The sequence below is a fragment of the Verrucomicrobiia bacterium genome (assembly GCA_035495615.1).
GTDB lineage: Bacteria > Omnitrophota > Omnitrophia > Omnitrophales > Aquincolibacteriaceae > DATJFP01.
The window spans coordinates 63,268-85,435 of record DATJFP010000036.1; the positions used below are offsets into that span (position 1 = coordinate 63,268).

Genomic DNA, 22,168 nt, shown 5'->3' on the forward strand with positions numbered 1-22,168 from the left:
ACCGGGGAATTGAGCCATGTCAAAGAAGATCCTGCTCGTGGGCCCCGCGAGCTCGGGAAAAACCCATTTACTCCTTGAGGAGTTCGAAAAGGCGCTGGTCGAATCCCGCGACCCGCTCGCCAGCGACCTTTTTTTCATCCTGCCTTCGGCCGAGCACACCGAACGCGTGATTTCGCTCCTGCTCCAAAAGGATATTCCCGGCTTTTTCCACCGCCGCGTCACCACATTCTCCCGGCTTTTGTCCGGGCTTTTCGAGGGCGGCGACGAAACCACAGCGACCTCCGTCACGCGCTACCTCATCCTCAAAGAAATTTTCGAGAAAGAAAAAGGCGGCGTCTTCGAAGAGGTGAAATCCAGCCCCGGATTCCTGAACCTCATGATGTCTTTCATTTCCGAGCTGAAAGAATCGGTGATCCCGCCGGCCGCGTTCCGCCGGAAGATCGACGCCCTCAAAAAATTCGAGCCTGACCTCGGGCCGAAATACGAAGCGCTGGCTTCGCTCTACGAGGCTTACCAGGCCGGGCTCGCGGCGCGCGGCCTGCGTGACCCGCATGATTCGCTCGCGGTTTATCTCGAGCGAAAAGCCGCCGGTCAGATCCGCCGGCCGCGCCTGCGCAAGGTCTGGCTGGACGGGTTTTTCGATTTCTCGGAATTGCAGGCCGCCTTCCTGAACGAGCTCTCGGAAATGGCGGACGAGATCACGGTGACGCTCACGCTCGATCCGGCGCAGGAACGCTGGGACCTTTTCGAAGGCGTGCGGGGCACGGAGGAAACGCTTTTGAAAATGGGTTTTGAGCGCGTGGAGATGAAGGCCCCGGCTCTCGCGCGGCTTTCCGGCGCGCTCGGTTACGCGGAAAAAAATCTTTTCTCCCTGGCCAAGCCCGCCGCGAAAATGAAACCGTCGAAAGAGATCACGGTGTACGAGGCCGTCGGCATCGAAGGCGAAGTGGAGATGATTGCGCGCACAATCCAGCACATGCAGAAGCAGGGCGGCTTCCGCTTCAGCGATTTTGCCATCCTCATGCGCCACATTGGCGAATACGAAGGCGTGATCCGGTCGGTTTTCTCCCGCTACGGCATCCCGGTGGAAATCCACGAACGCGAAAGGACGAAATTTTCGCCGCTCGTGCAGGTGATCGCGCGGCTTGTGCGGATCTTCAGCGATGGATGGAAGGCCGCGGACCTTCTGGAATTCCTGAAGTCGGCCTATGTGCTTCGCCTGGGCGAAGAAGAAAAAAAATATGAGTGGGCGGGCCAGCTCGAGCACGCGGCGCTTGCCGCGGGCGCGTTCCGGGGCCGTGAGGCCTGGCTGGCGCCCTGGGGCCTCGCGGACTTTGACGCGGACAAGCAAAAAAAATTGAAGGCGCTGGCGGATACCGAGGATGCGCTGCGGAATGCCCGCAGCTACGCGGAACTGCGGCGCGCGCTTGTCTGCGCGGTTGAAAAAACATTCGGAATTTTCCAGTCCTCAGACCGCGCCGAAGAGCATGTGCGCCGTGACGCGGCAAGCTATGCCCGGTTTCTTTCCCTGCTGGAGGAAATCGAAGGTTCCCTGCGCCTGCCGGAAGGGGAAGCCGTCGTGCCATTCGAGGCCTTTGCCGAACGCTTTTTTCGCCTCGTGGACTTGGATCTTTATTCGCTTCACGACCGCGATCGCAACCGCGTCCAGGTTTACAACATCTCGCTCGCGCGGCAGAAGGAATACCAGGTGGTCTTCATCGCGGGACTTTTGGAAAAGAAATTTCCGCGGCAGATCCGCGAAGATCCCGTGCTCTCGGATTGGGAAAGGCGACTGTTCAACGGCCTTGAAGGCGAGGGCCGGCTGAAAGAGCGGCTGCAAAGCCAGGCCATGGAAAAGTATTTGTTCTACGTGGCCATGACGCGCGCGCGTTACCGGCTTTTTCTCACATATCCGAAGCTGGATCTCGAAGGCAAGGAAGCCATGCCTTCCTATTATGTGCGCGAGGTGCATTCGCTTTTCGAGGAAGACCTGCGCGTTTACAAGCAAAGCCTTTCACGGCCGTATCCCGCGCTCCAGGACGCGGTCAACACGCGCGAACTGGAAATGGCGGTGCTCGGCGACCTCTGGGTGCCGGCCCGCGACGCGTCCGAGCATGAGCCGCTGCTTTTGTACCTGACCAACGAATTTTTACGCGATGACAGGGCTGCCGGCCGCATCAAAAAGGCGCTTTACGAGGTGAAGAATGAACTCACCGAAGAGGCTATCCGTTCGTTGGACGCCTTCCGCGCCTTCCGGACCAGCGCCTCGCGCCTCGAAGAATACGCGAAGTGTTCCTTTAAATATTATGCGCATCAGGTGCTGAAGCTGAACGATCCCGAGGAAAACGAACGCGCGGCCGTGAGAGGAAAAATCCTGCATTACGTGCTCGAGCATTCGGTAAAAGAATGGGCCGCGAATCCGCGCCAGCCGCGGGAGCAGAAAAAGAAACACGCCCTGAAAATGCTGCAGCAGGCACTGCGCGAGCATCCGTACATCTTCGAAAAAAAATACCAGTTCGAGCTGGAATACGCCGCGCTCGGGGAAATCCTCGAGCTCTTCATCGACGAAGAATTGGAACGGCTCGAGGCCTCGCCGCTCGTGCCGCGTTATTTCGAGCACGGGTTCGGGGACCAGGAAAAAGGACCGCTGCCGCCGCTGGAAATCCAGGCCGGGGACAAAACCATTCTTGTGCGCGGCCAGATCGACCGCGTCGACGTGAATGAGGACAGGAAAGCCGCGGCGGTCATCGATTACAAAACCGCGGCCGCGTTTTCACGCGCGGCGCTGGATCTGGGCACGTCTTTGCAGCTTCCTTTATATGCCCTGGTGCTCGAGCGGCTCATGGGGCTGCGTCTGGCCGGGGCCGAACTGTACTCGCTTAAAAAGCGGGAGAAGAGCGGTTTTTATCTCGAAGAATTCCGTGAGCTTTTTCCGGAGCTTGGCTCGAAGCGCCCGTTCGTCATGTCGCGCGAGGCCTATGAAAAGTTTCTGGAAAAAACCCAGGACTTCATCCGTCGGCTTTCCGCGGACATGGACGCCATGAAGATCGCGGTGAAGCCCCGGGAATGCGCGGACTATTGCCCCTATCCGTCGGTCTGCCGTATTCAAAAATGGAAACTGCCTCTGATTCTTGAAGAGATTAAAAAAGAAACCGCGCCCGCGGAAGCCGTGAAGACCGGAACTGCCGCCGTGCCGAAAGAAAAAAATGCCGAAAGCCAAAGACCCAAAACCAAAAACCGCTAAGCCGTCTGAAATCAAGCTGACGCCCGCGCAGGAAGCCGCGGCCACGACGCTCGGGACGAACATCCTTGTGGCCGCGGGCGCGGGCACCGGAAAAACGCGCGTGCTCGTGGAGCGCTTCCTTCATTATGTGCTCTCCGGCCAGGCGCGCGTCACGGAGATTCTGGCGCTGACTTTCACGGACAAAGCGGCCAATGAAATGAAGTCCCGCATCCTGAAAAGGCTGGAAGATATGGGCCTCGAGTCCGAGCGCCGGGAACTGGAGTCCGCGTACATTTCAACTTTTCACACGTTTGCCGCGCGCGTGCTGCGCGAACATCCTTTGGAAGCGGGCGTGGACCCGGATTTCCGCGTCACGGAAGAAGAGGAGGCCGCGTTTCTCCGCGAGCAGGCGCTCGAAGAGCTGCTGGAGGCAGGCTGCGAAAAAGGCACCGGCCTTTTCGAGCTGGTGCGCGTCTACGGCGAAGACACGGTCCGTGAAGCCGCGGTGAGGATGGTGAGCGCGGCGCATCATGAAGGCCGCGGCCTGGAAGAATTTTTGCGCCTGGCAAAGCCTTTGCCCGCGAAGGCTCCGTCGCCGGCGGAAAATTTCAAGCGGCTCGGCGAGGATACTTTGGCCGCGGAGTTCGGCCGCTTCGAGGCCTCGGAATGGGATTGGGCCACGGTCGAGCGTTTCAAGGAGTGGCAGAAGACTTTTTCGCGCAAGCGCGACAAGAAGGACTCGACCGACTGGCAGGATGCAAAAAGGGCGGCCGGCGATTTCCTCGCGCTGCGCCTGGATACGTTCGCGCGGCCATGGAAAGAAAGCCTGGAGGCTTTTGCCCTGGCTTTCGAAGAGGCTTACGAAAAAGCGAAAAAGGAAAAAGGGCTGCTGGATTTCGACGATCTCGGCATGAAGACGGCACGTCTTTTCAAGAAGCCGGGCCGGGCGCACGCCAAGCTGCTGGAAGACTACCGCAAAAAATTCCGCGCGATCCTGGTGGACGAATTCCAGGACACGGATTACCTGCAGCTCGAGCTGATCGAGCTGCTCGCGGGCAAGGACAACCTGTTCCTTGTCGGCGACTACAAACAGTCCGTCTACGGCTTCCGAGGCGCAGAGCCGCATCTTTTCCTGGAAAAGGCCAAGGCCTTTGAGAATGGGGCAGGGGTGTGCATCCCGCTGCTGGAAAATTTCCGCACCGCGGGCCCGGTGCTCGATTACCTGAATCATTTTTTCAGCCGTCTATGGGCCGAAGGCGGCGGCGTGACGTTCGACCCGTTGATTTGCAAGGCCGCCTCCAAGCCCGCCGCGGGCACCGAGATCCTTCTCGTGAAGCCCGGGGAAACCGAAGAGCCCGCCGATGTCCTGCGCATGAGAGAGGCGGACCGCATCGCGGACAAAATTCTCGACTTCCATGAGCAGGGCGTTCCGTTCAAGGACATGGCCGTGCTTTCCCAGGCCATGACCAAAAGCGGGATTTACGAGCAGGCCTTGAAGTCGCGCGGTATTCCGTATTACGTGCTCTCGGGCGGCGGCTTTTACCATCAGCCGGAGATCCGCGACATGATGAGCTTTCTGGCTTTCCTGGAAAATCCGCTTTCGGACATTCCGCTCGCCGCTGTTTTGCGATCTCCGATGTTCCAGGTTTCGGACAACGCGCTTTTTTGGCTGTCGCATCATGCCAAGGCCGCGGATGCTGCGCTGCCGCTCTATCAAGGCGTCACGCGCTTCCGTGAGATCCCGGAAATTTCCGAAGAGGAGAAAAGCAAAATTGCGTTTTTCCAAAGCCTGGCCGCGGAGCTTCTGGCATTGAAAGACCGGCTCACGCTCACCGAGCTTCTGGACGCCATTTTGTCGCGCACCTCCTACGAGTTGACGGTGCTGTCCGATCCGCACGGCGCGCGGCGCTACGCCAACCTCAAAAAAATGATCAACCTGGCGCGTGAATTCGAAACCGTGGAGCCCTTGTCGCCGGGCGCGTTCCTGCGCCTCTTGAAACGGCTGCAGGGCCAGGAGGCGCGCGAATCGGAAGCGCAGATTGAATCCGAAGACACGGGCGAAGGCGTGCGTCTCATGACCGTGCACAAGGCCAAGGGCCTGGAATTTCCCGTGGTCTTCGCGGCGGACCTGGGCCGCGAAAAAAGATCGCCGGAATCCAACCGCATCCTTGTGCTGTCACGCGCGGCGTACAGCCTGCAGGTGCGCAACGAGAAGACGCTGGACTTCGAGAAGCCCTGGTCCTGGCGTGAAATGTATGACGCGCGCAAGCGGCGAGAAAAAGAAGAATCGAAGCGGCTTTTTTATGTGGCGGCCACGCGGGCGAAACAAAAGCTGGTGCTGAGCGGCGCTTACAAACCGCCCAAGGAAGGCGACGAGGACAAGAGTTTCGACGAGATGGCGACCTGGATGGCGTGGGTCATGGCGTGCCCCTGGGAAGAGGCGCGCGTCCTGGAAGAGGACGGCACGCGGCGCGGCACGGTCCGGGCCATCGCGGAAAAAAGGGACCTCACGCAGCTTTTTCCGGAATTCGAACCTGTGGATCCGGCGGCGCTTGTTCCCGCGGCGCAGCTGACAAAGATCAAGACAGAAGCATCGGAGATTCTGGCGCGGCTCGCGCCCGCGGACATTCCTCCTCCGCGCGCGCTGAATCTGCCGGTGTCGGCTTATGCCGCGTATCAGAAAGCGCCGCTGCATTACTGGCGCATGTACGAAATCGGGACGCGCGACGAAGCTCCCGAAGAGAAAATGGATGTGATTGAGCCCGAAGACGAACCGGTGAATGCCGCAGATTTCGGAACGGCCATGCACGCGGTCCTGGAGCGTGTGGATTTCAGGAATCCGGAAACCGCGTCTTTGCAAAGGAGCCTGGATTTTTATTTTTCCGGCGCCGGCCAGAAAGAAAAAGACGAAGCACGTGCCATTCTCGGACGCTTCCTGAAAAGCCCGCTGGCCGCGCGCCTCCGGCAGGCGAAAAACATCCACCGCGAATTGCCGTTCATTTTGAACGAGCGCCACGGCATGATCCACGGCGTGATCGATCTGCTTTTCCAGGACGCGCGGGGCGACTGGCATGTGCTGGATTACAAGACCGCGGTTGGAGACGAGGAAAAAGTGCAGGCCTCGGGTTACCTGATCCAGATCCAGCTTTATGCCCACGCGGTGAGGCGCATCCTCGGGGTTTATCCCGCCTCAGGCACGCTCTACTTCCTGAAAAATAATTGGGAATACCGGCTGGACTGGAAACCCGGAGACCTCGACGACGCGGGCGAACTCATCCGCCGCATGCAGGACGAGATCGTGGAATTCAGCGGCAAAGGGCCGGAAACCAGGGTAAAACCCGCCAAATTTTCGGGTGACAGCCCTGTCTAATTATGATAAAAAATGCTAGCATTTAATTGGATCGCCTTTTTGTTCTTAATTGAGGGAATATGAAAAGCAAAAAAATCCTCGTGGTAGATGATGAAGACGACGTGCGGCTCTTTCTCCAGGACTTCCTGAGTGAGCGGGACCTGGAAGTGGCTGCCGCCGGCAGCGGGGAAGAGGCCATCGAGCAGATCGAACGGAGCAAGCCGGACATCGTGCTTCTGGACCTCATGATGCCGGGCATGGACGGGCTTCAGTGCCTGGAGCAGATCAAGAAAAAGCACGCGGACATCAACATCATCATGATCACCGCGCTCAACGACGAAGCCCGGGTGGCCAAAGCCAAAAAGCTCGGCGCCCACAACTACATCCTCAAGCCTTTCAGCCTGGGTTATCTCGAAACCGAATTGATGAAATTGATCGGCTGATCCCCGGCCTTTCCGCCCGCCGAATGACTCCTGTGAAACAACTCATTGCCTACGATCTCGACGGGACGCTTGTGGACACGCGTAAAGACATCGTCCTCAGCGTCAATCACATGCTGGAATCCATGGGCGCGCCGTCCATGGCCGACCGGGACGTCGAGCGCTGCGTGGGCTTCGGGCTGCGCGAGCTGGTGCGCCGCACCTTGAAGACCGACGATTCCAAGGCCCTCGAAAGAGGCGCGAAAATTTTTCGCGCCCATTACGAGGAACACATGATGGACCACACGCGCCTGTATCCGGGCGCGAAAGACGTCCTCGAATTTTTCAAAGGCCGCAGGCAGGCTGTCCTCACGAACAAGCCCAATCCTTTTTCCGAAAACATGCTGGCGCAGCTTGGGACCGCGTCTTATTTTTGCGCGGTTCTGACAGGCGATCCGGGAAAGCCCAAGAAGCCCGATCCCACGGCCTTTCTGGAACTGCTCGACAGGGAAAGGGTTCCGCCGTCCGCGGCGCTTTTTGTCGGGGACAGCGGCATCGACTTCGAAACCGGCCGCCGGGCCGGCGTGGAAACCGTGATTATCACGCATGGATTTGTGCCGGAAAATGAGTTAAAATCCCTCACTCCCGACCACCTCGTCCAAAGCTTCGAAGCGCTGCTCGATCTGGCCCGGAAAAAAAGCTGGTAAAGGAACTCTTACATCTATGGAAACAATCGAATCCGCTGAAATCAAAACGCCCGCCGGCCTGAACCCGTGCATTCAGGAAGGCGATCTCGTCCTGCTGTGGTTCGAAAGAAAAGAAGTCAGCTACATGGTGGAAGTGCAGCGCGGCAAGCGCGTGAGCGTCCACGTCGGGAAGCCGCTGCTCGCCGACGACTGGATCGGCCGCGAGTTCGGCAGCAAAGTCGCCTGCGATCATGGCGAAGGCTATCTTCTCCGGCCTACGATGATGGACCTCATGATGAAGGCTTCGCGCGAAAGCGGCATCATTTACCCGAAGGACGCAGCGTATCTCATGCTGCGTGCCGGCATCAAGAGCGGAAGCAAGGTCCTGGAAATCGGCACGGGCTCCGGCTCGCTGACCATGGCACTCGCGCAGCAGGTGGCGCCGAACGGGAGCGTCTGGAGCTACGACCGGCGCACCGACCTTCCCAAGAATGCGTACAAGAACGTGATGCGCGCGGGCCTTTCGGCGAACGTGGTGTTCTGCCAGCGCGAAGCGGCCGAGCCTTTCTCCGAAACCGGTTTCGACGTCGTCACGCTCGACATCCCGCAGCCGTGGGATGAAGTCGCGGTCGTGAAAGCCGCCCTCAAAAACGGGGGGCATGTGGTCAGCCTGAACCCGACCTTCAACCAGGTGGAAAAAATGGCCGAAGCCCTGCGCAGGGAAGGCTTTCTGTGGGTCGATTGCGTGGAGCTCCTTGAGCGTCCCATCCTGGCCCGGGAGGGGAAAACCCGGCCGGTCCAGAGGATGGTCTCCCACACCGAGTTCCTTGTTTTCGGCATCAAAGCGGGCTGATCAGGGATAGTCTCCTGTTGCTTTTCCCAGGGGCCTTTGATAGACTTTCGTCGTCTCGAAAGATCAAGGCATTATATTTTCACGCCTCACGCATCACAAAAGGAGATCGATCATGAAGAAAGTTTTTCAATTGAGTTTCGTCGCGGTGCTTCTCGGCTTGGGTGCTTTTTCCTCCGGCTGCGCCTCGAAGTCGAGCACGAACCGCCAGATCAACGCTCTCCAGGCCCAGATCGGCGTGTTGACCGATGAAGTGGTCCGCCTGGACGAACAGCTCCAGACGAGCCGCGGCATGGCGCAGGAATCGGCAAATGGGGGCGGTGAAGGCGCCGTTGGCGGCACTTATCGCACGCCTTCCGGTTTCGAGCTTCCTTCGCTCAAAATCCAGCAGGCCCTCAAAGGCGCCGGCTATTACCAGGGCACGGTCGACGGTAAGATCGGGCCGGGCACGCGCAAAGCCATCAAGGCCTTCCAGAAAGACAATGGTCTCACGGCGGACGGTGTTGTCGGCCGCACGACCTGGAACAAGCTGAAGGTCTACGCCAGCGACGTAAAGTAATTTCGGTTCTTAAAAAATCCGTCCCTTCTCACGGGGGGACGGATTTTTTTTCTCCCCAAACGGCGCACAGCAGTGCTAATGCGCCGTTGTATCGTGCGTGCCGCATGTTAGACTTATCCTGCGGGACGGATAAAGAGACTCTAAGGAGCGGCCATGCAGAAAATCGACTTCGACGGCCTCCACGGCGTATCCGCCGGCAAGCATCTTTATCAATTCTACAAAAACACCGAAGACTACCTTCGCATCCTCACCGCTTACTTTGCTGCGGGGCTTGAAAAAGGCGACGCCTGCCTGTGGCTGGCTTCGGAAAAGACGGGGCTGGAAAAAGTCCGCGAGGCCGCAGAGCAGATGATTCCGAACGCGGCGCGCCACCTGGCCGCAGGGCGCCTGGAGATCCGTTCCGCCGAGAGCTGGTATCTGACGAAAGGCCGTTTCGACGAAGCCCGCGCGGCCGACAACGCGCGCGTCTATATCGCGGAGAAACGCGAAGCCGGCTTCAAGACCTTCCGCGGCGCGGGCGACATGGCCGCGATTCCTCACCAGGATTGGAACAGCGTCTGGCCTTACGAAAAAAAGATCGACGCTTTCGTCAAAGGCAATCTCATCACCGGCCTGTGCGCTTACCCCATCCTCGAATGCGCCATTTCCGACACGCGCAAAGTGCTCGAGCTGCACGACGGCGTGCTGGTCGGGAAACTTTGAGCGCTCCGCGTATTTGATGTTTCATTCGCCGCGGCGTCCCTGATACAATGCCCACCATGCTTTCCTTCTTCGCGTATCCTTTTCTATTTCTGGCCGTCTCCCTCTGGCCGTTTTCTTCGGCGCCCAAGCCGGAAATCAAAAAATCCTCGATGGTCATTCCCGCGGACCTCTCACAAATCAGCCATATCCGCATCCTGGTCGTGGAAAACGCGTCTTCGGTGAAAGTGAACACCGTGAGCCCTTATCAGGTCTGGGACGGCGAAGGCCATAAGCTTTTTTCCGGAACGAAGATTGTCGCCACGACGCTGCGTCCCGCGGCGCGCGGCATTCAGATGGGCAAGCAAATCCTTCCCGCGCACACGGTGCGCATCGAACTGACAGGCGGAGGGGAGATCTCAGTCGGCGACGGCCGGTACGCGCATGCGATTTCCGTCGTCCGGAATCCGGACGGCAAACTCGACGTCATCAACGAAGCGCCGGTCGAAGAATACCTGAAAGGCGTGCTCCCGAAAGAGGTCAGCGCCCGCTGGCCGCCCGAGACTTTGAAGGCCCAGGCCGTTGCCGCGCGGACCTACGCGCTCTTCAAGGCGATCGAAAATAAGGACGAGCCTTACGACGTGGAAGCCGACGTCAAAAGCCAGGTGTACGGCGGACGGCACTCCGAGCATCCGATCACAAACCAGGCCGTGGAAGACACGCGGGGCGAGGTGATGACCTACCAGGGCAAACTCTTTCCCGGTTTTTTCCATTCCACGTGCGGCGGACACACGACACGCGCGGATGCGGTCTGGCCCATCGAAAAGCATCCCGTCCTGATGGGCGTGGCCTGCCGGTTCTGCCAGGGATCCAAACATTACCGCTGGAGCCAGAAATTCACGACGGCCGAAATTGATGCGGCGCTCAAAAAAATGGGATTCGCGATTTCCGGTCTGATGAACGTCGCGGCCGTGGATTTCGACACCTCAGGACGCGCGGACAATTTCCTCATCAAATACCGTTTTGGCCAGCGTAAGATTTCCGCGGTGGACTTCCGCATGTTCATGGGATCGTACAAATTCAAAAGCACGATAATCAAATCGATCGAACCCGTCGAAGGCGGCTTCGTGTTTAAGGGCCGGGGCTGGGGCCACGGCGTGGGCCTGTGCCAGTATGGCTCCAAGCAGCTGGCCGACCTGGGCTATACGTATAAGCAAATCCTGGACTACTATTATCCCGGACAGGTCCTGAAGCATCTGGACCTCTGATCCGCCTCAAAAACCCGCCTAAAATAGAAATAGACCGGATTTTCGATTTCTCCTATCATAATGGGCTACTTTTGATAGTCCGGTCCCCAACCGATGCCTGCACTTATGGTGGTGCGCCCGCACCCGCGCTGGTTGCGCGGGTACGGTCCCGTCTCGGGCCAAAGAAGCCCTCGCGGGAAAGCGCAAACCTCGGATTGAAATCTTATTGTAGTTTGCGCCCGTAGCTCAATTGGATAGAGCGTCAGCCTCCGGAGCTGAAGGTTCCGCGTTCGACCCGCGGCGGGCGCGCCATTGTATATTGCTTTGCAAGAGAGCCGCGGCCTTTTGCGGATTTTTAGAGACCCAAAACTATGGAACCCACTTCAAAACCCAATTCCACCGTATCCGCCAAAGTAACGCGAATTTTCAACATCGCCCTCATGGTGGTGATTGCCGCTATCCTTTTGTCCTCCGCCGTCTGGATCAGCCGCTGGCTCGAAGAAGCGCGCATCCTGAGCAAAATCGTGGAGCGGCTTTCCGCGGATTCGCGCATCGCGGAAGTGCTCGTCACCAAAAGCGAATACGACGAGCTGGCCCAGAAGGTGGAGACCACGATCAAATTCCTGGAATACGACGCGGCCGGGAACCCGCTGCCCGCCAAGTATTTCACGTTCCGCGGCAACGTCATCCAGTTCCAGTCGCTGGTCGTCCGTTTCGAAGACAAGTGGGTGAAAAAAGGCGACAAGCTCCGGGGGCGCAGCGCGTATCTTTTTCTCAAGGCTTTTGTCCTGAACGGCCCCGAGACGCAGGAATTCGAGATCACGCCCGCGCGCGAAATTCCCGCGGGCTACAAAGTGCCGCAGGTGAATTCCGAATTCGAGAACAAGCTGTGGGAGAATTTCTGGGACTACGCTCTGAACCCGAACGCCCGCAAGGCCGAGGGCATCAAGAACGTCCAAATCGAGGCGCCCGGCTCCATCTTCGTGCCGGGCACGATTTACACGCTGCGCATCGAGCATGACGGAGGCATCCGGATCGATTCGCAGCCCCTCCCCGAGATCGTCAAAGGAGAACATCTCTAACCATGCCCGTAACCCTTGCAGAGCATTCCCCGGCAGGGGAGACGGACCGCCGCCTTTCGAGTTATGATTACGACCTTCCGCCGGAACTCATTGCCGCGCATCCTCCGGAAAAGAGGACCTCCGCGCGCCTGATGAAAATTGGGCGGGAGACGGGCGCCGTGGAGCACCGCCGCTTCGGCAATGTCGCGGATTTTTTGAAAGCCGGCGACGTGCTCGTCCTGAACGATACGAAAGTGATTCCCGCGCGGCTCCTGGGGCGGAGGCCCACGGGCGGGAAAGTCCAGGCGCTGCTTTTGAAAGAGACGGGGCCGGACCGCTGGGAAGCGCTGCTCAAGCCCTCGGGCCGCATCGCAAAAGGCCAGGTGCTCGCGTTCGAAGGAAAAGGCGTGACGCTGGAAGCGCGCGTCGATGACGAGCCCGCGGAACACGGCGTGCGCACGCTTGTTTTTCCGGATCCGGATTTCCGCAAAAAGCTCGAAATCGTCGGACACATGCCGCTGCCTCCTTATATTGAAAGAGAAGACACCGACCAGGACCGCGAAGATTATCAAACAGTTTTCGCGCGCGCGGAAGGCGCGGTGGCCGCGCCCACGGCCGGCTTGCATTTCGACAAGCCGCTCCTGGAAACGCTGCGCCAAAAAGGCGTGGAGATCGTTTTCATCACGCTGCATACCGGCTACGGCACGTTCCAGCCGGTTTACGAGGAAGACGTCACGCAGCACGAGATGTTCGAAGAGTTTTATTCGATCGACGCCGCCGCCGCGGAAAAAATCAACGCGGCCAAGCGCGAAAAGCGGCGCGTCATCGCCTGCGGCACCACGACCGTACGCGCGCTGGAATCCGCGGCGCGGGAAGGCTCGCTTCAAGCCGGGCAGGGGCTCACGCGGATTTTTATTTATCCGCCGTATGCGTTCCGGGTGATGGACGGGCTCATCACCAATTTTCATCTGCCGAAAAGCACGCTGCTCATGCTGGTGGCCTCGTTCCTCGGCCGCGAAAAAATGATGGCGGCTTATCATGAAGCGGTGCGGGAAAAATACGCCTTTTACAGTTACGGCGACGCCATGGTGATCTTATGATCGAAGAAGGCAAATTGAAACTCGCGGAACCCGGCTTTGGCTACGAGCTCGAGACCCGCAGCCCCGAAGGCCACGCGCGCGCGGGCCGGGTGCGCACGCCGCACGGAGAGTTCGAGACGCCGGTCTTCATGCCCGTCGGCACCCAGGCCACGGTCAAAGGGCTCCTTCCCCGGGACATCGAGGACACGGGCGCCCAGATCATCCTCTCGAATGCCTACCACCTTTACATACGTCCGGGAATCGATATAATCAAAAAACTCGGCGGCCTGCACCGTTTCATGGGCTGGAACCGCCCGATCCTGACCGACAGCGGCGGCTACCAGGTTTTTTCGCTGAGCCGGCTGCGCCAGATCGCCGAGGAAGGTGTCCGGTTCCATTCGCATTTCGACGGACGCGAGATTTTTCTGACGCCTGAGAGCGTCATGGAAATCCAGGAAGCGCTCGGCAGCGACATTGCCATGATCTTCGACGAATGCCCCCCGCCGACGCGCGACAAGGAACGGGTGAAGAAGGCCTGCGGCATCACGTACCGGTGGGCGCAGCGGGCGAAGAAAAGGCACCGCCTTCCGGGCCAGGCGCTTTTCGGCATCGTGCAGGGCGGGATTTTTCCGGACCTGCGCCGCGAGAGCTTGGACCAGATGCTGGAAATCGGTTTTGACGGCTATGCGCTCGGCGGCCTTTGCGTGGGCGAAAGCAAGGAAGACACGCGGCGCGTCCTGCAGGAAATCGTGCCGCGCATGCCCGAAGACAAGCCGCGGTACATGATGGGCGTGGGCACGCCGATCGATTTTCTGGAAGCCGTGGACGCGGGCGCGGACATGTTCGACTGCGTGAATCCCACGCGCTACGGGCGCAACGGCACTGCGTTTACGGCGACGGGGCTGTGTGTCGTGCGCAACGGCAAATATAATGAAGACCCGGATCCGATCGAAGAGGGCTGCGCGTGCTACGCCTGCCGCCATTTTTCGAAAGGGTATCTCCGGCATTTGTTCAACGCGGAGGAAATGCTGGGGCCCCAGCTTGTTTCCATCCACAACGTCCATTTTTTCGTCACGTTTCTGAAAAAAATACGCGAGGCCATCCTCGCCGGCACCTTCCGGTCGTTTCAGAAAAATTTTCTGAATAATTTCGACCCTGAGTGCCGATAAATAGAAGCCATAAGCCTCTGCCGAGGCCCAAATCACGGAGCAGACCATGTTTGAACAGATCGCATACGCAGCCGAGACCGCAGCCCAGCCCGCGGGACAAGCCGCAAGCCCCATCGCCCTCTTTTTCCCGTTTTTCATCGTTTTCGGCATCATGTATTTTCTCGTGTGGCGTCCGCAGCAGAAGCAGCGCAAAGACACGGACAAAATGATCGAAGAGTTGAAGAAAGGCGACAAGATCATCACCGCCGGAGGCATCCTCGGCGTGGTGACCAGCATTCAGAAAGATTACGTGGTCATGAAAGTCGGCGACAACGACAGCACCAAAATGGAAGTTCTAAAGTCCGCGGTTACCGGACTCAGGGAATAAGGGGAATCTATGGGGAAATATTATAAATGGAAGGTCCTGCTCATCATTGTCGTGTCGGCGGTGTCGATCTGGCTTGCCTACCCGCCCAGTCAGAAGATCAACCTCGGCCTTGACCTCCAGGGCGGCATGCAGCTCCTGCTGCAGGTCGAACTCGACAAAGTGCCGCAGGAGGCGCGCAAGGATGCGACCGAACGCGTCACGGAAATTATCCGCAACCGTATCGACGAGCTCGGCGTTCGCGAACCGACCATCACCAAGCAGGGCAGCCAGTACGTGGTGGTCCAGCTTCCCGGCGTCACCGACCGCGAGCGCGCAAAACAGATCGTGGGTAAAACCGCGCACCTGGAATTCAAACTGGTCGAAGATGATCCGGACCTGAACAAGAAGGCCGACGAGGGCAATGTCCCGCAAGGCTATGAACTGCGGGAAGTCCAGGAAAACAACGGCGGCTCCAGCAACCTTCTCCTGAAATCCGACGCCTTGCTCACCGGCGATCATCTGACTAACGCCTGGGTGGGCTTCGGCCAGCTCGGCGAGGCAAACGTCCAGATCCAGTTCGACAAAGCAGGCGCGAAGCAATTCGACCAGGTCACGTTCCAGAATACGGGCAAACGCCTGGCCATCGTGCTGGACGAGAAGGTGCATTCGGCGCCCGTTATCCGCGACCGCATTCCGAATGGTCAGGCCGTGATTTCGGGCAATTTTACATCCGAAGAGGCAAACGACCTTTCGCTTGTTCTGCGTGCCGGCGCTTTGCCTGCGCCGGTCAAGATCATCGAAGAACGTACCGTCGGTCCGACTCTCGGCCAGGACTCAATTCAAAAAGGCGTGCGGGCCGGCCTTGTGGGCGCGCTGCTCGTCTTTATCTTCATGCCGCTGTATTACCTGATTGGGGGACTGATCGCGGATATCGGCCTGATCGTTTACTCGCTGATGATCCTGGGCTCGCTGGCTGCGTGCCATTCCTCGCTGACCCTTCCGGGTATTGCCGGCTTCATTTTGTCGATCGGCATGGCCGTTGACGCCAACATCCTGATTTCGGAAAGGATGCGCGAAGAAATGGAGCTGGGCAAGGGCGTGCGCGCCGCGATTTCCGCGGGCTACCACCGCGCGTTTGCCGCCATTCTGGACTCCAACATGACCACCTTCATCACGGCGGTCATCCTCTTTTTCATCGGCACCGGGCCGGTCAAAGGCTTTGCCGTCACGCTCGGCCTTGGTCAGATCGCGAGCATGTTCTCGTCGCTGACCGTCACTCGCGCGGTTTTCGATTTCCTGGCCTATCGCAATCCCAACATGAAGCTTCCCATGATGAAGCTGCTCGGCGTCACGGACATCCGCTTTTTGAAAGGCCGCTACCTGGCCTACGGGTTTTCGGTCCTCACGCTGGGGCTGGGCGTTTTCGCATTTACGTCACGGGGGCAGAGCAATTTCGGCGTGGAATTCACGGGAGGCACGCTCATCCAGATGAAATTCCAAAAAGCGATCGATGCCTCCGACCTGCGCGATGCCCTGGAGAAAAGCGGGGTCAGGGATCCTTCGCTGCAGCCTTACGGTAATCCGGACGACCATGAATTCGTCGTCAAGACCCGCGAGGCCGGCACGCAAAAAATCGAAGCGGCCATGAATTCGTTCGGCGACAATAAAGGCGAAATCATGCGGGTTGACGAAGTCGGTCCGACCGTCAGCGGTGACCTGAAGGTCAAGGCCCTGTGGGCGATTTTCTGGTCGTCGCTGGGCATTCTGGTCTACCTTGCCGTGCGCTTCGAGTGGAAATTCGCGACGGCCGCGGTCGTCGCGCTGCTGCACGACACGCTTTTTACGTTCGGCATGTACGTCATCAGCGGCCGCGAAATCAACCTCTCCACGGTGGCGGCGGTGCTGACGATCATGGGCTATTCGGTCAACGACACCATCATCACCTTTGACCGCGTGCGTGAAAACCTGAAAGCGGTCCGCAAAAAATCCTTTGCCGAAATCGTGGACCTCAGCATCAACCAGACGCTCGGCCGCACGATCCTGACCAGCTTGAACGTGCTGTTCGGCGCCCTGGCGCTGTTCCTCTTCGGCGGCGGCGGCATCAACGATTTCGCGTTCATCCTCTGCATCGGATTCTCCGTCGGCATTTACTCCACGGTGTTCGTGGCCTCGGCCCTTCTCGTGGACATGAAAGCGCGCAAATAGGCTCCAGGGGCGGGCCGCTCAAACGGTCCGCCCCTGTTTTTTGGTTCTTCCCTCCCGCATTTTGAGGTAAAATCCGTCCATGGATTTGCCTCTGGCTTCCGACCTTTCCTACAGTGCCCGTTTCCTCGAGCTCCTCAAACTCCGCGGCCTCAGCCGTCCCGAAGAGATCGAATCCTTTCTGAAGGCCGAACTGGACGCGCTTCTCGACCCCTTCGAGATGCGCGGCATGCGTGAGGCCTGCGACAGGATCCGCCGGGCCGCCGAAGCGGACGAAAAAATCTTCATTCATGGCGATTACGACGTGGACGGCGTGACCGGTGCCGCGATCGTGGCGCGCACGCTGGAGCTGCTGGGCCTGCGTCCGCGTGTTTTCCTGCCGCACCGCGCCGAAGACGGCTACGGCGTGAGCCTGCGCGCGATCCAGAATGCGGCGAAAGAAGGATTCAAAATCCTCATCACGGTCGACTGCGGCATCACGGCCCGCGAGCAAATCACCTTTGCCCGCGAAAACGGCATGGACGTCATCGTCATCGACCACCACAAGATTCCCGCCGAAGGCGTGCCGCCCGCGCACATGATCCTGAATCCCCTGCAATCCGATTGCGGCTATTCGTTCAAAGAACTTTCCGCCGCGGGCCTGGCCTTCAAATTGAGCCAGGCGCTTTTAGGAGAAAGGGCCTTTGCCTTTCTCGATCTTGCTGCCGTGTCCACGGTCTGCGACGTGGCGCCGCTCCGCCTGGAAAACCGCGTGATCGTAAAAAATGGGCTGAAACTTTTGTCGAGCCGGACGCACCTGGGATTTAAAGCCCTGGCCGAAGCCGCGAAGATGGGCCGGAAAGAAGTCGACGCCGGGCATATCGGTTTCGTGTTCGGGCCGCGCATCAATGCGGCAGGACGCATGAGCTCGCCGGAAATTTCGCTGCGCCTCCTCCTCACGGAAAGCGAAAAAGAGGCGAGAAGCCTGGCCGCGGCGCTCGAAGAGGAAAATAAGTGCCGGCAAAGGGAAGAGCGGCAGACGGTCAGGGAAGCGGTGAGCGACGTGGAACGCACCGTGAATTTCAGCCGCGACCGCGTGATCGTGGCCGCCAAGCGGGGCTGGCATCAGGGCGTCATCGGCATCGTGGCCGCGCGGCTTGTCGACAAATACCACCGGCCCGCGGTCGTCATCGCCATGGAAGAAAACGGCATCGGGAAGGGCTCCGGCCGCTCGATCAAACAGTTTAATCTTTATCAGGCGCTGGCCGAGTGCAAGGAGCTGTTCGAGGAATTTGGCGGGCATCCGCAGGCCGCGGGGCTTTCGATCAAGAACGAAAACGTGGACGCCTTCCGTAAGAAGATCAATGACTACGCGCGCGAAAGCACGGCCGCGGAAATTTTCATCCGCCAGATCGAAGCGGACATGGAACTGGTCTTCGGCGATTTGACGCCGGCCTTCCTGCGCGAGCTGGAGCTTCTGGAGCCGTACGGCATGGGAAATCCGCGTCCCGTTTTCATGACACGCGGCGCGGAAGTCAAAACCGCGCCCATGGGGCTGACACCCAGCCGCTTTCAGTTTTACGCAACCCACGGCAGTACGGTTTTCGAAGTTCAGGCTACCGAAATCGAAGAGTCACCGTCTTCAAGCCTCCTGCGCCGGCTGCAAAAGGGAAAAAACATCGAAATGGCTTATACCGTGAAGCGCAAGCTGTGGGACGGAGTCGAAAGAGTTATTCTGGAAGCGAAAGAGATCCGGCTGCTGGATGAAGGAGAGGGGAACGCTTAAGCGGCGGTTTTGGCCGCGGCAAGCTTCTGAAGAGCGGCTTTGCGATGACCCACGGCTTTTCTGACCTTGCCCGCCTGGAGGCAGGAGGCGCAGGCCCAAATGCTGCGGACCGTACCGTTCAAAAGAATCGCCTTCACCTTCTGGAGGTTGGGGAGAAAGCGGCGGCGCGTGATGCCGGTCGTCTTCTTACCGATACCGCCGGTCTTTTTGGCAAGACCGCGGCGGGCAATGGAACGGCCGACAATGGGTTTTTTATCGCAAACGAAACAGTGCTGCATAGGCCCAGCATTATAGCGGCAAGATCATCCTTGGCAAGCTGTTTTTTCTGTTATATACTCAACCCTCTCTACGAGGGGGCTTTATGAGAGATAAAGCGAAGGACGCCGCGGGTTTGAAAGCGGTGGAGTTTGAGTTTTTTGCTCCCGAAGCCAAGGAAGTTCGATTGGCGGGCGGTTTTAACCTCTGGAATCCTGAAGCGACCCCCCTCAAGAAGTCCAAGAACGGAAAGTGGAAGGCGACCTTGCATCTTGAGCCGGGCCGGTACGAATACCGGTTCTGGGTCGACGGGGACTGGCAAAACGACCAGCGTACCGTGGAATGCGTCCCCAACCCTTTCGGAACCTGGAATTGTGTTCTGACAGTTCAATAGCCGGGTTCCCAAATACCTAAACAACCATGAAAATCGTTTCCGTGGCGTCCGAAATGGCGCCGTACGCAAAAACTGGCGGCCTGGCCGATGTGGCGGGCTCACTCACGAAGGAACTCCGCTCGCTGGGGCACGAAGTCGCGGCCTTTCTGCCGCGCTACAAGAGCGTCCAGCTCGAGAAGTACAAATTCCAGCTCGTGATCGAGCGGCTGGAAATCGTGATCGGCAGCCAGCGCGAGACCTGCCGCGTTTTCCAGCGCGTGGACGACGGCGGCGTGACGGTCTACGTCATCGACCATCCCGAATATTTCCAGCGCGACAACCTCTACGGCACCGCGCTCGCCGACTATCCGGACAACGACACGCGCTTCACCTTTTTCCAGAAAGCCGTCCTCGAAACGCTGAAGCAGACCGGCTTTTCGCCCGACATCATCCACTGCCACGACTGGCAGACCGGCCTGATCCCCGTTTTCCTGCGGACCCTTTATGCCAAGGACCCGGCGTTCAAGAAAACGAAGACGGTCTTCACCGTGCATAATCTCGCGTACCAGGGCAATTTCCCGCCGGACTCGCTGCCGATGACGGGCCTGAGCTGGGACGAATTCAAGTTCGACCGGCTGGAATTTTACGGCAAGGTCAGCTTCCTGAAGGGCGGCCTGGTTTACGGCGATGCCGTGACGACGGTCAGCGAGCGCTATGCGCGCGAAGTGCAGACGAAAGAATTCGGCTGCGGCCTGGAAAATGTCATTGCCTCGCGCAAGGATCACCTGCACGGCGTTCTGAATGGCATCGACTACAACGAATGGAATCCCGAAACCGATCCGGACATCACGGAAAAGTACAACCTTGCGAAGATCGACCGCAAGATCCCGAATAAACTCCTGCTGCAAAAAGAAAACGGTTTCAAGGTCGATTCGCGTACGCCGCTGGTCGGCATCATCTCGCGGCTCATCGACCAGAAGGGCATGGACATTCTGATTCCCGCCCTCGATGAAATGACGAAGCTCGGCCTGCAGTTCGTGCTGCTCGGCACCGGGGACGAAAAATACCACAAGATCCTGCGCGACCTCGCGAAGAAGAACAAGGAACAGCTCGGCATTCACATTGTCTTCGATCCGAAAATGGCCAAGGCCATTTACGCCGGAGCCGATCTCTTCATCCTGCCGTCGTATTACGAACCGTGCGGCCTGGCCCAGATGATCGCGCTGCGCTACGGCACGATCCCGGTGGTGCGCGCGACGGGCGGCCTTGCGGACACGATCCAGGAATTCAATTCCAAGACGGGGAAGGGCAATGGGTTTCTGTTCGAGGAATATTCCACGCCCGCGTTCCTCGATGCCCTGAAGCGCGCGCTCCGCGCTTACGAAGACCGCGCCGTGTGGACCGTGCTGACGAAAAACGCGATGGAATCCGATTTCTCCTGGACCGCTTCCGCCAAGAAGTACCTTCAGATTTTCGAGTCCATCCGGCAGGGAAAGATCCGAAGCTCGGACAAATAAGGTCCCCTCACAAAGGTGAAACATGCAAGACGTTCTAAAAATAGGAAAGTACGACCTGTCTTCGCGCCTGATCATCGGCACGGGCAAGTATGCGACGATGGAGCTCATGGTGCGCGCTCTGGAGGCCTCGGGCTCGGACATGATCACGGTGGCGATCGGCCGCGTGAATCTCGAGAACCGCTCCGAAAAAAATATTCTGGATTACCTGGACCGGGACAAGTACAAGATTCTGCCCAACACCGCGGGCGCTTATACGGCCAAGGACGCGATCCGAATTGCCCGTCTGGCAAGGGCGGCTGGCATTGGCGATCTCGTGAAGCTGGAAGTGATCGGCGATCCCAAGACCCTCATGCCGGACACGGCCGCGCTTCTGGAAGCGACGCAGGTCCTCGTGGCGGAGGGCTTCACGGTGATGCCTTATACGAATGACGACCCGGTCATGGCAAAAAAATTGGAAGACGCAGGCGCTGCGTGCGTGATGCCGCTGGCCGCTCCGATCGGCTCGGGACGCGGCGTGCAGAACAAGCTCGCGTTGAAATTCGTGCTGGAAGCGGTTTCTTGCCCGGTGATCGTGGACGCGGGCGTCGGCACGGCATCTGACGCCGCCGTTTGCATGGAGCTCGGCGCGGACGGCGTTCTGATGAATACCGCCATTGCCGCGGCGCAGGATCCGGTGCTCATGGCGCAGGCCATGCGCGAAGCCGTCTCCGCCGGGCGCAAAGCGTTCCAGGCAGGGCGCATGCCCATGAAAGATTATGGTTCGGCCTCGAGCCCGCAAGAAGGCCTTGCCATGAAATCGGGAGCCTAACCCGTTTCTTTTTTCATTCCCTTAAATCAAACTGAGAGAGCGTATGTATAAAATTCTGGTATTTCCCGGAGACGGCATCGGCGTGGAAGTGACGAAGCAGGCGCTGCGCGCGGTCCGCAAGCTGGGCGAGATGTTCCATCTGGTCTTCGAAGTGGAAGAAGAGCTGCTCGGCGGCGCGTCGATTGACAAGCACGGCGTGCCTCTGACCGAAGCCGCGCTCAAAAAAGCGCAAAATGCGGACGCGGTTTTCCTCGGCGCCGTGGGCGGCCCGAAATGGGACAATGTGGAAAACGCGAAGCGTCCGGAAAAAGGACTGCTGGGCCTGCGCAAAGGTCTCGAAGTGTTCGCGAATCTGCGTCCCGTGAAACTCTTGAGCGACCTGCACCGCAACTCGACGCTGAAAGAAGAAGTCGTGAAAGGCCTGGATTTCGTGATCGTGCGCGAATTGTGCGGCGGCATTTATTTCGGCGAGCCGCGAGGCGTCACGGCGCTTCCCGGCGGCGGCGAAAAAGGCATCAACACGGAAGTTTATACGACGCCGGAAATCGAGCGCATCGCCGTGAAGGCATTCGAGCTCGCGCG

Annotated in this window: 19 protein-coding genes and 1 tRNA gene; 19 read left to right on the top strand and 1 reads right to left on the bottom strand. The window is 58.9% G+C overall.

Annotated features, from left to right (window positions below):
• The first annotated feature begins 16 nt into the window (after positions 1-16).
• From VL688_04815 to recJ, 15 genes are all read left to right on the top strand, one after another.
• Positions 17-3,244: a PD-(D/E)XK nuclease family protein gene (locus tag VL688_04815; GenBank protein HTL47366.1), complete on the top strand. Its 3,228-nt coding sequence runs from the start codon at positions 17-19 to the stop codon at positions 3,242-3,244.
• Complete coding sequence (locus VL688_04820; GenBank protein ID HTL47367.1) at positions 3,207-6,593, top strand: UvrD-helicase domain-containing protein; 3,387 nt, start codon at positions 3,207-3,209, stop codon at positions 6,591-6,593. Before VL688_04815 ends, VL688_04820 begins: the two co-directional genes overlap by 38 nt.
• A 59-nt stretch (positions 6,594-6,652) precedes the next feature.
• Complete coding sequence (locus VL688_04825) at positions 6,653-7,015, top strand: response regulator (protein HTL47368.1); 363 nt, start codon at positions 6,653-6,655, stop codon at positions 7,013-7,015.
• Between the two features lie 32 nt (positions 7,016-7,047).
• Positions 7,048-7,698 carry an HAD-IA family hydrolase gene (locus VL688_04830; GenBank protein HTL47369.1) on the top strand — a complete coding sequence of 217 codons (651 nt, stop codon included), beginning with the start codon at positions 7,048-7,050 and terminating at the stop codon, positions 7,696-7,698.
• 16 nt (positions 7,699-7,714) lie between these two features.
• Positions 7,715-8,530: a tRNA (adenine-N1)-methyltransferase gene (locus tag VL688_04835; protein HTL47370.1), complete on the top strand. Its 816-nt coding sequence runs from the start codon at positions 7,715-7,717 to the stop codon at positions 8,528-8,530.
• Positions 8,531-8,642: 112 nt separating this feature from the next.
• Complete coding sequence (locus VL688_04840; protein HTL47371.1) at positions 8,643-9,086, top strand: peptidoglycan-binding domain-containing protein; 444 nt, start codon at positions 8,643-8,645, stop codon at positions 9,084-9,086.
• Positions 9,087-9,239: 153 nt separating this feature from the next.
• Positions 9,240-9,788, top strand: a complete 549-nt coding sequence (locus VL688_04845) for an MEDS domain-containing protein (GenBank protein ID HTL47372.1) — start codon at positions 9,240-9,242, stop codon at positions 9,786-9,788.
• 56 nt (positions 9,789-9,844) lie between these two features.
• Complete coding sequence (locus VL688_04850; GenBank protein ID HTL47373.1) at positions 9,845-11,032, top strand: SpoIID/LytB domain-containing protein; 1,188 nt, start codon at positions 9,845-9,847, stop codon at positions 11,030-11,032.
• 214 nt (positions 11,033-11,246) lie between these two features.
• Positions 11,247-11,323: transfer RNA gene (locus VL688_04855), tRNA-Arg, on the top strand.
• A 59-nt stretch (positions 11,324-11,382) separates the two neighbouring features.
• Entirely contained in the window at positions 11,383-12,093 is a 711-nt protein-coding gene (locus VL688_04860) for a hypothetical protein (GenBank protein HTL47374.1), read from the top strand.
• A 2-nt stretch (positions 12,094-12,095) separates the two neighbouring features.
• Positions 12,096-13,172 (top strand): tRNA preQ1(34) S-adenosylmethionine ribosyltransferase-isomerase QueA, encoded by a 1,077-nt coding sequence (queA, locus tag VL688_04865; protein ID HTL47375.1) that lies wholly within the window; start codon positions 12,096-12,098, stop codon positions 13,170-13,172.
• Positions 13,169-14,320, top strand: coding sequence for a tRNA guanosine(34) transglycosylase Tgt (tgt, locus tag VL688_04870; GenBank protein ID HTL47376.1), 1,152 nt, complete (start codon positions 13,169-13,171; stop codon positions 14,318-14,320). Before queA ends, tgt begins: the two co-directional genes overlap by 4 nt.
• A 46-nt stretch (positions 14,321-14,366) precedes the next feature.
• A complete protein-coding gene (yajC, locus tag VL688_04875) occupies positions 14,367-14,687 on the top strand; it encodes a preprotein translocase subunit YajC (GenBank protein HTL47377.1) in 321 nt (106 codons plus the stop codon).
• 9 nt (positions 14,688-14,696) lie between these two features.
• Positions 14,697-16,871, top strand: coding sequence for a protein translocase subunit SecD (gene secD, locus VL688_04880; GenBank protein HTL47378.1), 2,175 nt, complete (start codon positions 14,697-14,699; stop codon positions 16,869-16,871).
• Positions 16,872-16,950: 79 nt separating this feature from the next.
• Complete coding sequence (recJ, locus tag VL688_04885; protein ID HTL47379.1) at positions 16,951-18,633, top strand: single-stranded-DNA-specific exonuclease RecJ; 1,683 nt, start codon at positions 16,951-16,953, stop codon at positions 18,631-18,633.
• Here the strand turns inward: recJ and rpmB are convergent.
• Entirely contained in the window at positions 18,630-18,911 is a 282-nt protein-coding gene (rpmB, locus tag VL688_04890) for a 50S ribosomal protein L28 (protein ID HTL47380.1), read from the bottom strand. The two genes, recJ and rpmB, sit on opposite strands and share 4 nt — an antisense overlap.
• An 83-nt stretch (positions 18,912-18,994) precedes the next feature.
• On the opposite strand from rpmB, the gene VL688_04895 reads away from it, so the two are divergent.
• From VL688_04895 to VL688_04910, 4 genes are all read left to right on the top strand, one after another.
• Complete coding sequence (locus tag VL688_04895; GenBank protein ID HTL47381.1) at positions 18,995-19,282, top strand: isoamylase early set domain-containing protein; 288 nt, start codon at positions 18,995-18,997, stop codon at positions 19,280-19,282.
• Positions 19,283-19,308: 26 nt separating this feature from the next.
• On the top strand, positions 19,309-20,778 hold the full coding sequence (gene glgA / locus VL688_04900) for a glycogen synthase GlgA (protein ID HTL47382.1): 1,470 nt from the start codon (positions 19,309-19,311) through the stop codon (positions 20,776-20,778).
• A 22-nt stretch (positions 20,779-20,800) separates the two neighbouring features.
• Positions 20,801-21,586 carry a thiazole synthase gene (locus VL688_04905; protein ID HTL47383.1) on the top strand — a complete coding sequence of 262 codons (786 nt, stop codon included), beginning with the start codon at positions 20,801-20,803 and terminating at the stop codon, positions 21,584-21,586.
• A gap of 43 nt (positions 21,587-21,629) precedes the next feature.
• A partial coding sequence (locus tag VL688_04910) for an isocitrate/isopropylmalate family dehydrogenase (GenBank protein HTL47384.1) occupies positions 21,630-22,168 on the top strand: 539 nt, incomplete at its 3' end.